The sequence below is a fragment of the Holophagales bacterium genome (genome assembly GCA_016719485.1).
In the GTDB taxonomy this organism is placed as follows: domain Bacteria; phylum Acidobacteriota; class Thermoanaerobaculia; order UBA5066; family UBA5066; genus UBA5066.
Genome location: JADJZB010000007.1, coordinates 20,000 through 33,834 on the forward strand (window position 1 = coordinate 20,000; position 13,835 = coordinate 33,834).

Sequence of the window (13,835 nt, forward strand, 5' to 3'; positions counted from 1 at the left end):
CCGTGACGAGCCCGGCCCGACGACGTGCGGCGGCCCGGAGAAAGCGAGTCTTCGCCTTCCGCGACACGACCGACTCGCGCGGCTTCGTCGTCCTCCTCAAGGCACATCTCGAGCACATGAAGGTCAGGGGCTACTCGCCGAGGACGGTCCTGTCGGCCGAGTGGTCCGTCTCGGACTTCGCCGTCTGGTGCCAGGAGCGGGGCGTGATGAAGCCTCGCGACGTCACGAAGCCGATGCTCGAGCGCTACCAGCGGACGCTCTTATACACGGAGAAGCCCGACGGCAGCCCGCTGACGCTCTCGACGCAGCACCACCGGCTGAGCTTCATCAAGCAGTACTTCAAGTGGCTCGCGCGCGAGAACCACCTCCGCTCGAATCCCGCCTCCGAGCTCGAGCTGCCGAAGGTGGAGAAGCGGCTCCGAAGCACGTCCTGACGGCGACCGAAGCCGAGGCGATCCTGGCCCAGCCCGACATCCGGAAGCCGCAGGGCCTGAGAGACCGGGCGATTCTCGAGACCTTCTACTCGACGGGGATCCGGCGCACCGAGCTGTCGGGTCTGAAGGTCCACGACGTCGACACCGAACGCGGCACGATCACCGTCCGCCAGGGCAAGGGCCGGCGGGATCGGGTCGTCCCGGTGGGGGAGCGGGCCGGGGCGTGGATCGCGAAGTACATCCGCGAGGCCCGGCCCGACTTCGTGATCGAGCCGGACCACGGGTACCTCTTCCTCGCGGCCGAAGGGGAGCCGATCGCGCCGAAGACGCTCAGCCTGTACGTGAGCCGGTACGTGAAGGCGTCCGGTGTCGCGCGCACCGGGTCCTGCCACCTCTTCCGGCACGCTATGGCGACGCTGATGCTCGAGAACGGGGCGGACGTGCGGATGATCCAGGCCATCCTGGGCCACGTGAAGCTGACGACGACGGAGATCTACACCCATGTGGCCATCACGAAGCTCAAGGAGATCCACACGGCCACCCACCCGGCGGCCCGGCTCCTGCCGGGTGGGGCTGGGAGCGGCGGAGGCAGCGCAGAGTGAGCCTGCCTCCGCGAGGCACGTATGTGTACACACCTGTTGACACATATCCACCGACAGGAGCAGGATGGAAGCGGAGACAAGGCCATGAAGACCGTCACCGTCCGCGAACTCCGGAACCAGACCAGCGAAATCCTCAATGGTGCCGAGAACGTCCTCGTCACCAGCCACAGCCACCCCACCGCCCTGATCGTCCCCCTGAAGGACCCAAAGAACGTCCCTCTGGAGATGAGGCGGCAGCTCTACCTGACGCTCTCGGCCCAGCTCGCCGAGCAGCTGCAGGCCAAGGGAATCACGGAGGACGAGGCTCAGCGTGGTTTCGAAGACTTTAGAAGCGTCGTCGCGGACGCTAACGTCCTGCTCTCGGCCTCTCTCGGGCACGCCGCGCGCAAGGTCTTCGAGAAGGCCCGGGTCTTTCACGTCATCACGACCGACGTCGCGGCCGGCGAGGTCCGGGAATACCTTCCTGTCCTCGCCGCCAAGGCTGGCCTGGACCGTGCGCCGATCATCCGGGTCTTCGACGCGCTGCCGATCGAGATCGTGCCCGAGATCGGCTACCGGACACGGCTGAAGGATGCCGCGAGCCTCATCGGCAAGCGTGATCCCAACGACACCACGGTCCTGGCCTCGCCCTGAAGCGGGGGCTGCCGGTCTGGTCGAACGACGACGACTTCGACGACGCCGGCGTCCTCGTCTTCACGACCGCGGAGCTGCTCAAGGTCCTCGGCTTCTCCTCCGCCCGGCACCGCTAGACTCCTCTCCGATGGCCGGACCGCGAGCGGAGGCGATCGGGCGAGGGCGCCTCGCGGCGCTCGTGCTGCTCCTTCCCTTAGCTGCTCTTCCGGCTTTCCGCGCCGAGGCCTCGCGTACCGGCGTGTGGGAGTCGAACCCACCCGCCTCCTTCTCTGCCGCGAGAACCGAAGCGGCCTCGGCGCTCGCTTCGCTCGCGCCGGCTGCCGTCGCTGACATCGAAGCCGCTGAGCCCGCGCGCTTCGACCTCGGCGACGTCATCCTCGCCGAGCGCGAACTCGAGCACGGAGAACACTTCAACCTCGGTCCTCTGACGCTCGTCGACCTCAACCTTCTGCGAGGTCCACCGCCGAGTTATCCAGAAACTCGCGTCGGGGGTTTCGAGCTACTGCCGCCCTTCCGTGTCGGGGCATCGCCGTCGCTAAGCCTCTGGTCGCGTCGGGCTTGCGGCTCGATTAGCTGCGGGCTCGTGTCGGATAGCCCCGAAGACCCGTGGGGGCTGTGCGCCTTCGGACTGCCGTGCCCGGCGGTCGGCACAGAGACCGCAGATGCTCTCGATGCGGCCGCCGCAGCGCAAGCGGCTCGAATGAGTAGCGGTTTGCCGTCAGATTCGCCTCTCAGAACTGGCAACGACGCAGCGATGAGACTGTTGATGTCGGGAGTCTCGGGTTCGCTTCGGCTTGGGGAAGGCACCGGACGCCTCGGACATGGCACCTACGTCGCCCTGACGAACCCGGAAGGTAGGCTGCCGGTCGGCACCTCGGCACAGGAAGCGATCAACGAAGCGATGGGGGATGTCGCTGGCGCGGCCGGAGACCTCGCAGCGCTGATGCCGGCGCTTCGGTCGTCGGGCCGGGGGCTAAGAACTCTCGCAGGGCTTGGAGAAGGTGCATCGGAACGTGCGGCGCCCTCGGTGTTCTCGCATGACGCCATTGAATTCGGCGACGTCCTCCCTGGCGGCCTGATAGCGGGTGAAGGTCCCGGAGCGCGATTCGTTGGTGAGCGGCTACCTCTTAGGGTTGGGGAGGCGGGCGCATTCGAGGACCTCGCCGGGCGGGCCGTTGTCGGCGATGGTCTGACCCCGCATCACATGCCACAGGCCGCAGCTAAATTCACGAGTAGAGGCAAGGGGGCCGCGATCGTGATGCCTGCCACCGAGCATGAGATGACGAGAACATTTCGTGCGCGAGGCCTTGCTGTACGTCGGGGAGAGACGAAGGAGGCGTTTAGGATCGTCCTGGGGCGCGATCTCAAGGACGTCCGACGAGTAGGGGCGAAGGTGGGCGAACCGGGCAAGTACGATCAGGGGGTAAAGGACGTTCTCCGCTACTACCGTGAGACATACCCTGAGCTTCTAAGTAGGCCGCCGAAATGAGTGAAGGCAATGAGCGTGACCGCTTGCTGGCCGAGCTGGTCCGACTGAGTCCCATGCCCCCGGATGAAGACCTCACACCGGAACTCCTTGAGGACTACGGCCGAATCGTGGACGCCCTCGCAAACTGTGCGGACGAGACCTGTATTCGCCCGCTGATCGACTCTCTGGGATACGGCGACGGCTATGAATCCTACTGGCCCGTAATCCATCTTCTTGAACGTCTCCCTCGCGCGCGACTCCGGGAGGAGCTCTACCTGGGGCTTCGGTCAAGGAATGCCGGCTCTCGAATGTGGGCGGCCTACATGCTCGGCAGGCAACGCCAACGCGAGGACTCGGAAGTCCTACGTGGTCTGCTCAACGATCCGATGGAAGGGGTCAGAGAGCATGTGGCCCTTGCACTGAAGATGCTCGCCGAATCCTGACTGCGAGACGGCTCTCTGCGAAGAGCACGCGGAGGACGAGCACCGCACGGCGCCTGCGGGCGCCGTGGAGGGGAGCCGCCCCCGGCGGCTCCGGCGCGCGGGGCGAGGACGGTGCGGGCGCGAGCACGGCGCGCCGGGGGCCCCTCCTCGGACCTCCCTCCGGCACGCGCCGTGCAGCGCCCCGCGGCCCAAAGCTGCTTTGGGCCGCTCCGGCTGAAATGAAGCGCTCCGCTTCGCTTCGCGGGGGCCCCACGCGCCTCCGGGGCATCGCCTCCACTCGCTGACGCTCGCTGTGGCGACGCCCTGCGGCCTAACAGAGTTCGGCCGACACCGCCTAGGCCGAGCGGAGCTTGCTTCGCTCGGTCGCTGAAGGGCCTGGACACGGCGCTCGCGAACGCGCCGCCGCACGCGCCTGCGGTGCTCGCGAGCTGCGCTCCTCGGCTCGACGTCGGCGCGAGCGAGCGCCGCGCCAGGCCATCGAGCAGCGGAGGCGTCGGCTATGCCGACGCGGCGCTGAAGCGCTGGCACTACGAGCGCGAAGACCGGGGCGTGGTCCTCTGCGCTCCTCGCTTCGCTCGGGTGCTCGAGCACCGCGCCCCGTGCGCCCTCGCGCCAGCGCGCCCGGGAGCCGCCGGGAGCGGCGGCTAAGAAATGAAGCCGCGCCGCCCTTCTCGCCGAACGTCTTCTGCATCGGAGGGCTCGTAGGCAGAAGACGTCTGCCACGGAAGCCGTGCAGGCTAACGATTTCTGCCACTTCCTCGGCGACGTCGCGATTGTCGGGAGCTGCTCCTCACCGAGGAGATGCCGCTGCATCTCCTCGTAGCAGAGACGGGGCCGAAGGGGCGGGCCTTGTCCAGGGCGAGCGCAGCTCGCCGCGAAGCGGCCGAAGGCCCTGGACAAGGTCCGGCCCGAAGGCCACCCGGGTCCCCGTGCGCCCCGGTCCTCGGCCGTCCAGGACCGGCTCTACGAGCCTCGCGCTTCGCGCGTCCTGGACCGCCTGCGGGCCGGAGCGCGGCGTCCCTGATATCGCGGAGCCCTTGCGGTCTCCGCGTCGACGATGTCGCCGCGGACCTCGACGACGACGCCGAAGCTCGAGCTGCTTCCTCCTGTTAGCTGCTGCTCTCGTCGGTCTCCTCGGCCTCCTCGTCGTCGTCGCGGTGGTCGTCTTCGTCGACGTCCGCCCTGGCGGGAGGCTGCGCGCGCGAAGGTGCCCGAACGCGGGCCTCTGGCCCGCGCGAGAGGACCGCAGCGCGGCCTCGCGGCCGCACTGCCAGGGCATGGAGCGCCGCGCCGAGAGGCCTCGAGTGGGGCAATTTCTTTTTCGGCGGGCTTCGTCGAACCTCTCTTTCAGATCGTCCCGAGGCGACCGTGAGGCGCAAGGCGAAGGGCACGCGCATCACGGTCGATCCCCGACTCATGGGCGGGAAACCCTGCATCCGAGGGATGCGCGTGACAGTGGCGACGATCGCGGGCCATCTCGCCAGCGGGTACTCCGAGGCCGAGGCGCTGGAGTTCTGTCCACGCCTCGACGCCAAGGGCATCCGGGCCGTCGAGCAGTGGGCCGTGGGATACCGAGGAAAGGGCCAGAGAGCGGCCGTCCGCGGAGGTCGTGGTCGTGAGTGATCCGATGCTCGTCCTCCGTCTGACGGCCGGGGAGCTCTACGACCCGGAGGAAGCGCTCGACGTCTTCTGCGATGAGCGACTCGACTCGTGCTGGAAGTGGCTGAAGGTCGGGTCCCGATTCGAGGCGGCGCTTGCGTTGCGGGACTTCCTCCGTGTTCGGCGCCTGTTCCGGACGATCGGGAGGCGGGCGTTGCGGGAAGCGGAGGGATGAGGAGACCGACCACTGGGCCGAGCCGGCCGCGTGGGCACGCGGTGCCCCTGCGCGACGGCGAGGCGCGCGTGGACGTCGAGCCGGCGCTCTGGAGCGACGAAAGGCGGGACGGCGGGCTGCTCCGCTGCACCCTGCGCGTGAACGGTGTCCCGATGCATCTCGAGGCCGTGGCCGTCCGGGTGGGCCACGCCGGGGTGATGGTGGCCGAGGTGCCGGAGGACGAGGAGCGCCTGACGGCGCTCGACGGTATGTACTCGGCGCGATGGACGACGACGTCGATCGTTACTCCGGGCCGGCGAAGGGCGCGGCAGTACGTCCTGTTCGCGGTTCCGTTTGGAGACTGACGGTGCGCCGGCGGAAAACCGAGGTCATGCGCTGGATGGACGAGCAGCTGCGCGCTGACCCCCGGCTGGCAAGAGCCGTCGAGGAAAGGCTCGAGGAGATGCGCCGGGAGGCGGATGCGTTCGAAGCGCGGACCAGGGCCTCGACGGTGATGGGAGATCGGGGGAAAGGGCATGAACGAAGCGATTCCGGCCGCGACCTGGGTCGCGGCCGCCCTGAAGCTGCCCGCGGAGACGTGGGAGCTCCTCTTCGAGCTGCTTCTGCAGGACCTCCCGGCCGAAAACGATCCGGAGATCGAGGCGGCGTGGCTGGCGGAGGTCGAGCGAAGGATGAGGGAGACCGACCCGTCCCGGCTCATACCGGCGGACGAGGTCTTCGCGAGAGTTCGCGCGACCCTGAGAAGACCGCCACCGCCCCAGCCGCCCGTGGAGGTCGACGCCCTCGTCCTGCCCGTGCGCGACGTGATTGACGCCTGTCAGGCATTGCCGGCCGACGAGCGACTGCGGCTTGCAGGGAGCTACCTGCGCCGGGAGCGGGCGTCAGGCACGTCGCAGCATCCCAAGGTCTGGCTCGAGGACTCCGCCCGCTGGCTCGCAGCGGCTCGGGCCGCGCGGCGCGCCGGCGTGTAGAGGAATGAAGAGATGGGGATGTTCGACGTGTACGAGCCGGAGCCTGAGCTGACCTGCCCTTCCTGCTCGACACTGCTCCGAGACTGGCACGGGAAGGAGGGGCCTCGGCTCTGCCTCGTCTTCCGCCAGGGTGAGCCGGACGCGGTCGGAACGGCGCTCGACGGCCCGCCCGAGTATCGGAAGCTGTGCGGAGAACCGATCCGCCTTCCCCCGGCGTTCCGGATCTACAGCCACGACTGCCCGCGCCACCGTCCGATCTACGCGCTGTGCGGGAGCGAAGAGGGCGTCTGGAAGCGGATCGAAATCATCCCGCCGGACGACGACGTCGGGTGACGTCGAGGAACTCCTCGGCGAGGCGTTCGCGATAGGAAGTGTCGAGGCCTTCTGCGATCCGCTCGAAGTGGACGTAGTGGAAAAGTCGATCGCTTCGGAACCCGACGAGCACCTCGGCGAAATCGAAGTCCCTCTCCTCCCAGCCCTCCCGGAGCCAGCTGTCCCAGCCGGACTCGAGGTTGGTCCGCACCATCTCGGCGCTGATCGAGACTCGAATAGGTGCGCCCTCCCTCAGCGGCGGGGCGCGCGCGAGAGGAAATCGCCGAGAGGGACGGCCTCGACGCCGGAGCCGAGCGGGAACGCCGAGGCGATCGGCGCGACGACCCAGGCCTCGTCGATCCGGAGGTCCTCGAGAGCGGACCAGAAGCCGCGGGTCACCGTCGGAGCGGACGACGCCTTGCACTCGACGGCGATTCGGCGCTTCCCCTTCTCGAGGACGAGGTCGAGCTCGGCCCCGGCGCTCGTCCGGAAGAAAAAGGCCCGCCAGCCGGGGAAGGCTCCGAGGATGTTCTCGAGGACGAGGCTCTCCCACGAAGCGCCCCTCACCGGGTGTCCGAGGAGGTCGTCGGGGGTGACGATCCCGAGGAGCGCGTGGAGGACCCCGGTGTCGCGGAGGAAGACCCTCGGGGACTTCACGAGCCGCTTGCCGAGATTCGCCTCGAGAGGAGGCAGCAGGCGGAGCATGAAGGTCCCCTCGAGGAGCTCGAGCCAGGCGCGAACGGTGTGGGCGCTGACTCCGAGCGCCGACCCGAGCCGGGCGGAGTTCAGGGTCTGCCCGTGTTCGTGGGCGCACATCCGCCAGAGGCGCGCGAGCCGGGGAACGTCCACGCGCGCGCGGACGTCTCGCACGTCCCGCTCGAGGAAGGTCCGGACGAAGTCCTCGCGCCAGGCGAAGCTCTCCTCGTCCGTCGCGGCGAGCACGCTCCTCGGGAAGCCACCGCGGAGCCACGTGGTTGCCAGTGCCTCGTCGATCCCAGCGCCAGACAGCTCGGGCAGGAGGAACGGGGTCAGCTCGACGAACGTGACGCGCCCGGCGAGCGTCTCGGAACTCTGGCGCAGGAGGTCCGGAGAGGCCGAGCCCAGGACGAGCACCTGGCCGTTCCGATCCTGCGAATCGACGACGGAGCGGAGGACCGGGAACAGGTCGGGGACCCGCTGGATCTCGTCGAGGCAGACCGTCTCGCCGGCGTGGAGGGCGAAGAACGCCTCCGGGTCGGTCAGCTTCGCCGCGTCCGAAGGCCGCTCGAGGTCGACGTAGAGCGACTTCGGCAGATGAGACAGGACCCTCTTCGCGAGCGTCGTCTTGCCGCACTGCCGCGGGCCTACGATGGCGACGACGGGACTCCTCCGGAGCCGGAGGAGAACGTCTTTCTCGGTTTCGCGGGAAACGTAACCATGCATATCGGAAGTCTGAGCGCCGATTCTCCATAACACAAGGGCTCTGTCGCCGGCGCGCGGAAGTGCTGGTCAACGCGAAGCCCGGCGAGACGACGCTCGCCCCGGTCCCCGGGGCCCGCGGTCGTGGCAGTCGGCGCCCCTTCCTAAGCCGCCCGGAACGACGAGAAGGGGTCGACGTAGCGCGGCGGGATGGCGTGGTCGAGCCGCCAGGTGATGCTCATCGGCCGGGAGCCGTGATGGCGCACGTACCGTGCGGGGCCGAGGAAGACGAACGGGGCGGTCGTCCCGAGGTCGGTGTCGCGATTCTCGCGGACGAAGAGGAAGGCCCGGTGGCCGTGCGCGGGGCCCTCGCGGTACCGCCTGCCGGTGGGGGAGTCCTCGGGTGTGGTGCTCTGCGACTGCCAGTGGAACTCGGTGGGGCTGACGGCGTAGTCGGCGTAGCGGGTCGAGGACGAGAAGAGCTTCTCGGACTTGTTGATCGTCACGAAGAAGAGGTCCGCGTTCTGGTTGCGGAGGAAGTACACGCCCTTGCCGGCCAGCTTGCGGGGCGCTTCGAGAGTCGAGTCGCCCGTGCCGGCGAGGATCTCGTCGCTCGTATAGGCGTGGTGGAGGAGGAGCGGCCAGGATGGCTCGGGCCGGATCGACGAGCCGTGGGGCCGGGTGGCGGCGACGATCTCGGCGAGCTGCCCGAATTCGCGCGCGAGCTCGGCATTCGCGGCCAGCGCTTCGAGGATTGCCGTGCGAGAACGCGGGCGCGAGTCGTAGTCCCAGAGTAGACCCGCGAGCATCGCGAGGAGCCGGTCGTCGTCCGTGGAGAATGGCCGGCCGTCGTCGGACGCGGCTTTCCAGAGGCGCTGCCAGGTCTCCTGACGGAGGCGGTCGGAGACGTGGAGGAGGCGTTCCATGCGGGCGTTGAGGAGAGCCTCGCCGGTCGGGGCCGGTTCCGCGAGAAAGCCCGCCCTCCGGCGCAGGGCCGTCCAGCCCCCGACCGCCTTCGCGTAGACGTCGTCCACGGGGCGGCGGGACTCGTCGAGGAACTGACGGAGAGTCGTCTCCGCACCGTCGGGGCAGCGGAGGAGGTCGGCTCTGAGGCCCGCGACGTTCGTCGCGAGCGCGCTCCGGAGGTTCTCGAGGACGAGCGACCGTGACACCTTGTCGAGGCGGAGGCTGCAACCGGGTGGAAGGAGCGGGAAGCCTCGCTCGACATCCTCGAGGAGGCGGCGGCGTGTCAGGCCAGTAAGGACCCAGAGCCGTTCCTCGAATCGGAACTCCCGCCGGTGCTGGCCGATGAAGTCGAGGACGAGGACGGACGACTTCCCCGGCGCGAGGCGCAGGCCGCGGCCGAGCTGCTGCTGGAAGAGGAGCGCGCTCTCCGTCGGGCGCAGGAGGAGGAGCGTGTCCACGTCGGGGAGGTCGACGCCCTCGTTGTAGAGGTCGCAAGTGAAGAGGACGTTGACCTCGCGGCTCACGAGGCGGGCCGGGGCCGAGACGCGCACCTCGTCCGGAACGCCGGCGTGGACGGACAGCGCCGGGATACCCGCCTCGTTGAACTTGCGGGCCATGAAGTCGGCGTGGGCCACGCTGACGCAGAACCCGAGGGCCCGGGCCGTGCGCGGATCGCCGTGCTTCTCGCCGAACTCGTTGAGGATGGTCCGGACGCGCAGGTCGTTGCTCGTGTAGAGGTTCGTCAGGCCGTCGACGTCGTATCCCTTGCGGGACCAGCCGACGGCGGTCAGGTCGGTCCCGTCGGCGATGCCGAAGTAGTCGAACGGCGCGAGGAGGCGCTTGTCGAGGGCGTCCCAGAGCCGGATCTCGGCGGCGGGGCGGCCCCCGAACCAGTGGAGGATGTCTCGTCCGTCGGTCCGCTCCGGGGTGGCCGTGAGGCCGAGAAGGACCCGGGGCCGGAGGTTGTCCAGGATGGGCTGGTAGCTGTCGGCCGCGCCGCGGTGGATCTCGTCGACGACGACGTAGTCCCAGTGGTCGGGGCCGTGGCGCGCGAGGAGGCCCCGGGAGTTGAACGACGGGACGCTGGCGAAGAGGTGGTCGATGGAGGCCGGCTCGTTCCCCCCGCCGAGGCGCTCGCCGAAGGACCCGTCGCGCAGAACGTTGCGGAAGGCGAAGCGGGCCTGTTCGAGGATCTCGTCCCGGTGCGCCACGAAGAGAAGGCGGGGCCGTCCGCCGGCGGCCTCGGCGAAGCGCCGGTAGTCGAACGCGGCGACGATGGTCTTGCCGGTCCCGGTCGCGGCGACGACGAGGTTGCGATGGCGGCCGTGCTCTTCCCGCTCGCGTCGGAGGTCTTCGAGGATCTCCTCCTGGAAGGGGTGCGGACGCAGGTCGAAAAAGAACTTTGGAGTCTCGCTGCGATCCGAGGCGGCGCCGAGGGCCTCCCGGAGCCTCTTCTGCCCGGGTGCGTCGTCCGGTTGCAGCCGCTCGAACTCGGCGTTCGCCCAGAGAGTCTCGAACTCCCCTCGGAACTTCTCGATCGTGTCCGGGTCGCTCTTCTCGGAGAGCTTGACCGTCCACTCGAGGCCGTCGCCGAGGGCCGCGGCGGAGAGGTTGGCAGAGCCGACGTAGGCCGTGCTCAGGCCCGTCTCGCGGTGAAAAAGCCACGCCTTGGCGTGGAGGCGCGTGCGTCGCGTGTCGTACGAGATCCTCACCTCGACGCCGGGGAGGCGAGCGAGCGCCTCCAGCGCCGCCGGGTCGGAGGCGCCCATGTAGACCGTCGTCAGGAGCCGGAAGGAGCGGCGGGCGGCGGCGAAGGTCTCGAGCGTCTCGCGCAGCTGCTGCCACCCGCGCCAGGTGACGAAGGCAACGATCGCGTCGACACGGTCGGCCGTCGGGATCTCGGCGATGAGCTCGGCCCCGAACCGGGGGTCCCGCCGGGCTCCCGTGAGGAGGCTCGTCCGCCCGAGGGGCGTGGCGGGCCGGGCCGGGGCGGCGGGCGTGGAATAGACGGCCTCGAGGAGACGGGCGGGGGACTCGAGCGCCTGCTCGAGCGCACCCTCCTCGAGAGCCGAGGTGGTCTTCGCGAAGAGCCGCTCGAGGAGATCGTTGCAGAGAGCGACCCTCTCAGGGCCGGCCTCCTCGCCCCGGATCTCCGCCAAGACCCGCTGGATCTCCCCGCCGACGGCGCGGGCCAGGAGTTGCGGCGCCTCGTCGTCGGAGACGGGGCGCTCCGAGACTCCCCTGAGGCGGAGCGCCGCGACGGCCCGCCGGAGACGGCGCGTCAGCAGATCCTCGTAGACCCCGTCCCGGAGAGAATCGGGCATCTGTTCCCCCGGGCCAGGATAGCGAGCGATGAGTGAATCGGGGAATCTCTGGCCGCCGTGCCCCCCTCCTCAGCCGTGCCCCTGGTGCGTCTCCCCCAGCAGCCAGCGTGCCAGCGCCGGCAGCAGGACGAGGGCGCCGACCATGTTCATGAGGAAGAGGAAGCAGAGGAGGAGGCCCATGTCGGCCTGGAACTTCAGCGGCGAGAAGATCCAGGTGGAGACGCCGAGGCCGAGCGTAATGCCGGTGAAGAGGACGCCGTTGCCGGTGATGGCGAGCGTCCGCCGGTAGGCCTCGGTCAGCGGGACGCCTTCCTTGTACAACGTGCGGAAGCGGGCGTAGATGTAGATGCCGTAGTCGACGCCGACGCCGACGCCGAGCGCGACGACGGGGAGCGTGCTCACCTTCAGGCCGATCTTCAGCCAGGCCATGAGGGCGTAGGCCAGGAGCGAGACGAGGGCGAGCGGGATGAGGATGCAGAGCGTCCCGCGGAGGGAGCGGAACGTGGCGAGGCAGAGGACGATGACGGCCCCGAAGACGTAGGCGAGGATCGGGAACTGGGCCGCGGAGACGACCTCGTTCGTCGCGGCCATCACCCCGACGTTGCCGGTGGCGAGCCTGAACTTCACGTCGGGGTGGCCGTGGTCGGCCTCGAAGCGCTTCACTTCGTCGACGATCCGCTCGATCGTGTCGGCCTTGTGGTCGGCCGTGAACATCATGACCGGCATGACGCTGCAGTCGGAGTTCAGGAGGCCGGACGTCGTCGGGATGTAGGTCACCGACTGCTGGAGGACGGACTGGTTTCGAGCGAGGACCCGCCACTTCGGGCTCCCCTCGTTCCAGCCCGCGTTCAGCATCTTCGCGATGCCCGGGAGGGCGATCGTCGACTGGACCCCCTCGACGTTCTCCATGTGCCACGCGAAGTCGTCGATGGTCGTCATGACGGAGTGGTCGACGCACCCCTCGGGCTTCGTCTCGACGATGGCGTTGAGGATGTCGACGCCGATCGAGAACTTCGACGTGATGACGGCGCTGTCGACGTTGTAGCGCGAGTCGGCCCTCAGCTCCGGCACGCCCCGGTGGAGGTCGCCGATCTTCACGTCGCGCCCCTTCCACCAGCCGAGGCCGAAGAGGACGACCGCCACGGCGACGATGACGGCGGCGGGCTTCGGCGCGGAGACCTGCGCGAGCCGCCGCCAGAAGCCCGCCATGTGCGCGGCGCGCCGGTGGAGCCGGGCGTTGTAGTCGGCGGGGTAGTGGAGGTAGGAGAGGATGACCGGGATCAGGACGAGGTTCGTCAGGATGATGACGGCCACGCCGAGGCTGGCGGTGATCGCGATCTCCTGGATGACCCGGATCTTGATGAGCAGGATGGTGAAGAAGCCGATGGTGTCGGACGCGAGGGCGATGAACCCCGGCGCGAGGAGCCGCCGGAAGCTGTTCCGGGCGGCCGTGATCGAGTCGGCGCCGTCGAAGATCTCGGCGCCGTTGGCGCTGATCATCTGCACGGCGTGGCTGACGCCGATGGCGAAGATGAGGAACGGGACGAGGATCGACATCGGGTCGATGCCGTAGCCGAGGAGCGTCAGGAGACCGAGCTGCCAGACGACGGCGATCGTGGAGCAGCCGAGGGCCACGAGCGACAGCCGGTGCGACTGGGAGTAGAGGTAGACGAGGAGGCCCGTGAGGGCGTAGGCGACGAGGAAGAAGAGGATGACGCGGCGGGTCCCCGCCGAGATGGAGCCGACGATCTTGGCGAACCCGATGATCCTCACGTCGATCTTCGAGCCCGGAACGAACTCCGCGTCGAACTGGCGCCGCACCTTCTCCTCGAGGGCGTTGGAGACGGCGATGAAGTCGAGCTTCTTTCCGGTCGACGGGTCGATCTCGAGGAGCTCGGCGCTGATGATCGTCCCCGAGAAGTCGTTCGCCACGAGCCGGCCGACGATGCCGGCTTTCAGGACGTTGCGGCGCACGTGGGCGAGGCCCTCGGCGTTCGGCTCGAAGTCGTCGGGGATGACGTTGCCGGCGGCGATGCCGTCCTCGACGACCTCGGTGTAGCGGACGTTCGGCGTGAAGAGCGACTGCACGCGGCTCCGGTCGACGCCGGGGATGAAGAAGACCTCGTCGGTGGCCTTCTTGAGCGCTTCGAGGAACTCGGCGGTGAAGATGTCCCCCTCGCGCGCCATCATCGCCACGAGCACGCGGTTGGCCCCCCCGAAGTCCTGCTGGTGCTTCAGGAAGGTCTCCATGTAGGGATGGTCGTGGGGGAGGTTCTTCTGGAACCCGGCATCGACCCTCAGGTGCGACGCCGACCAGGCCATGAAGACCGTGGCCACGGCAAAGAGGCCGATGACCACGGGCCGGTGGCCGAAAACCATGGTTTCCAGGAATCTCGTGATCCGATCCTTCGTCATCTCTCCCCCTCACCCATCCGACGGCGCCGCCCGGG

Annotated in this window: 14 protein-coding genes; 10 read left to right on the top strand and 4 right to left on the bottom strand. The window is 68.8% G+C overall.

All coding sequences use genetic code 11. From position 1 onward, the window contains the following. The first annotated feature begins 2 nt into the window (after positions 1-2). The 10 genes from IPN03_05980 to IPN03_06025 all read left to right on the top strand — a co-directional run bounded on the left by IPN03_05980 (position 3) and on the right by IPN03_06025 (position 6,718). On the top strand, positions 3-434 hold the full coding sequence (locus tag IPN03_05980) for a phage integrase N-terminal SAM-like domain-containing protein (GenBank protein MBK9373274.1): 432 nt from the start codon (positions 3-5) through the stop codon (positions 432-434). After that, the gene (locus IPN03_05985) at positions 344-1,036 is read left to right on the top strand and encodes a tyrosine-type recombinase/integrase (GenBank protein MBK9373275.1); all 693 of its coding nucleotides are present in this window, start codon (positions 344-346) and stop codon (positions 1,034-1,036) included. Before IPN03_05980 ends, IPN03_05985 begins: the two co-directional genes overlap by 91 nt. A gap of 84 nt (positions 1,037-1,120) precedes the next feature. Further along, on the top strand, positions 1,121-1,669 hold the full coding sequence (locus tag IPN03_05990) for a type II toxin-antitoxin system prevent-host-death family antitoxin (GenBank protein ID MBK9373276.1): 549 nt from the start codon (positions 1,121-1,123) through the stop codon (positions 1,667-1,669). Between the two features lie 127 nt (positions 1,670-1,796). Next, the gene (locus IPN03_05995; protein ID MBK9373277.1) at positions 1,797-3,158 is read left to right on the top strand and encodes a hypothetical protein; all 1,362 of its coding nucleotides are present in this window, start codon (positions 1,797-1,799) and stop codon (positions 3,156-3,158) included. After that, the gene (locus tag IPN03_06000) at positions 3,155-3,580 is read left to right on the top strand and encodes a hypothetical protein (protein ID MBK9373278.1); all 426 of its coding nucleotides are present in this window, start codon (positions 3,155-3,157) and stop codon (positions 3,578-3,580) included. Before IPN03_05995 ends, IPN03_06000 begins: the two co-directional genes overlap by 4 nt. A 1,416-nt stretch (positions 3,581-4,996) precedes the next feature. After that, positions 4,997-5,203, top strand: coding sequence for a DUF433 domain-containing protein (locus IPN03_06005; protein ID MBK9373279.1), 207 nt, complete (start codon positions 4,997-4,999; stop codon positions 5,201-5,203). Between the two features lie 4 nt (positions 5,204-5,207). Next, entirely contained in the window at positions 5,208-5,414 is a 207-nt protein-coding gene (locus IPN03_06010; GenBank protein MBK9373280.1) for a hypothetical protein, read from the top strand. A 41-nt stretch (positions 5,415-5,455) separates the two neighbouring features. Further along, on the top strand, positions 5,456-5,758 hold the full coding sequence (locus tag IPN03_06015) for a hypothetical protein (GenBank protein MBK9373281.1): 303 nt from the start codon (positions 5,456-5,458) through the stop codon (positions 5,756-5,758). 171 nt (positions 5,759-5,929) lie between these two features. After that, the gene (locus IPN03_06020; GenBank protein ID MBK9373282.1) at positions 5,930-6,385 is read left to right on the top strand and encodes an addiction module protein; all 456 of its coding nucleotides are present in this window, start codon (positions 5,930-5,932) and stop codon (positions 6,383-6,385) included. A gap of 12 nt (positions 6,386-6,397) precedes the next feature. After that, on the top strand, positions 6,398-6,718 hold the full coding sequence (locus IPN03_06025; GenBank protein ID MBK9373283.1) for a hypothetical protein: 321 nt from the start codon (positions 6,398-6,400) through the stop codon (positions 6,716-6,718). On the opposite strand, the gene IPN03_06030 is transcribed toward IPN03_06025, so the two are convergent. The 4 genes from IPN03_06030 to IPN03_06045 form a co-directional block, all read right to left on the bottom strand. Continuing rightward, complete coding sequence (locus IPN03_06030; GenBank protein ID MBK9373284.1) at positions 6,690-6,911, bottom strand: hypothetical protein; 222 nt, start codon at positions 6,909-6,911, stop codon at positions 6,690-6,692. The two genes, IPN03_06025 and IPN03_06030, sit on opposite strands and share 29 nt — an antisense overlap. A 38-nt stretch (positions 6,912-6,949) precedes the next feature. After that, a complete protein-coding gene (locus tag IPN03_06035) occupies positions 6,950-8,119 on the bottom strand; it encodes an ATP-binding protein (protein ID MBK9373285.1) in 1,170 nt (389 codons plus the stop codon). A gap of 140 nt (positions 8,120-8,259) precedes the next feature. Beyond that, positions 8,260-11,385, bottom strand: coding sequence for a DUF3427 domain-containing protein (locus IPN03_06040; protein MBK9373286.1), 3,126 nt, complete (start codon positions 11,383-11,385; stop codon positions 8,260-8,262). Positions 11,386-11,454: 69 nt separating this feature from the next. After that, the gene (locus IPN03_06045; GenBank protein ID MBK9373287.1) at positions 11,455-13,800 is read right to left on the bottom strand and encodes an MMPL family transporter; all 2,346 of its coding nucleotides are present in this window, start codon (positions 13,798-13,800) and stop codon (positions 11,455-11,457) included. Between the last annotated feature and the right edge of the window lie 35 nt (positions 13,801-13,835).

Excerpts from the sequence above, each read along its gene's own strand:
- IPN03_05990 (MBK9373276.1), top strand. The coding sequence starts at position 1,121 with ATGAAGACCGTCACCGTCCGCGAACTCCGGAACCAGACCAGCGAAATC.
- IPN03_05995 (MBK9373277.1), top strand. The coding sequence starts at position 1,797 with ATGGCCGGACCGCGAGCGGAGGCGATCGGGCGAGGGCGCCTCGCGGCG.
- IPN03_06000 (MBK9373278.1), top strand. The coding sequence starts at position 3,155 with ATGAGTGAAGGCAATGAGCGTGACCGCTTGCTGGCCGAGCTGGTCCGA.
- IPN03_06005 (MBK9373279.1), top strand. The coding sequence starts at position 4,997 with ATGGGCGGGAAACCCTGCATCCGAGGGATGCGCGTGACAGTGGCGACG.
- IPN03_06010 (MBK9373280.1), top strand. The coding sequence starts at position 5,208 with ATGCTCGTCCTCCGTCTGACGGCCGGGGAGCTCTACGACCCGGAGGAA.
- IPN03_06020 (MBK9373282.1), top strand. The coding sequence starts at position 5,930 with ATGAACGAAGCGATTCCGGCCGCGACCTGGGTCGCGGCCGCCCTGAAG.
- IPN03_06025 (MBK9373283.1), top strand. The coding sequence starts at position 6,398 with ATGGGGATGTTCGACGTGTACGAGCCGGAGCCTGAGCTGACCTGCCCT.
- IPN03_06030 (MBK9373284.1), bottom strand. The coding sequence starts at position 6,911 with ATGGTGCGGACCAACCTCGAGTCCGGCTGGGACAGCTGGCTCCGGGAG.
- IPN03_06035 (MBK9373285.1), bottom strand. The coding sequence starts at position 8,119 with ATGCATGGTTACGTTTCCCGCGAAACCGAGAAAGACGTTCTCCTCCGG.
- IPN03_06040 (MBK9373286.1), bottom strand. The coding sequence starts at position 11,385 with ATGCCCGATTCTCTCCGGGACGGGGTCTACGAGGATCTGCTGACGCGC.
- IPN03_06045 (MBK9373287.1), bottom strand. The coding sequence starts at position 13,800 with ATGACGAAGGATCGGATCACGAGATTCCTGGAAACCATGGTTTTCGGC.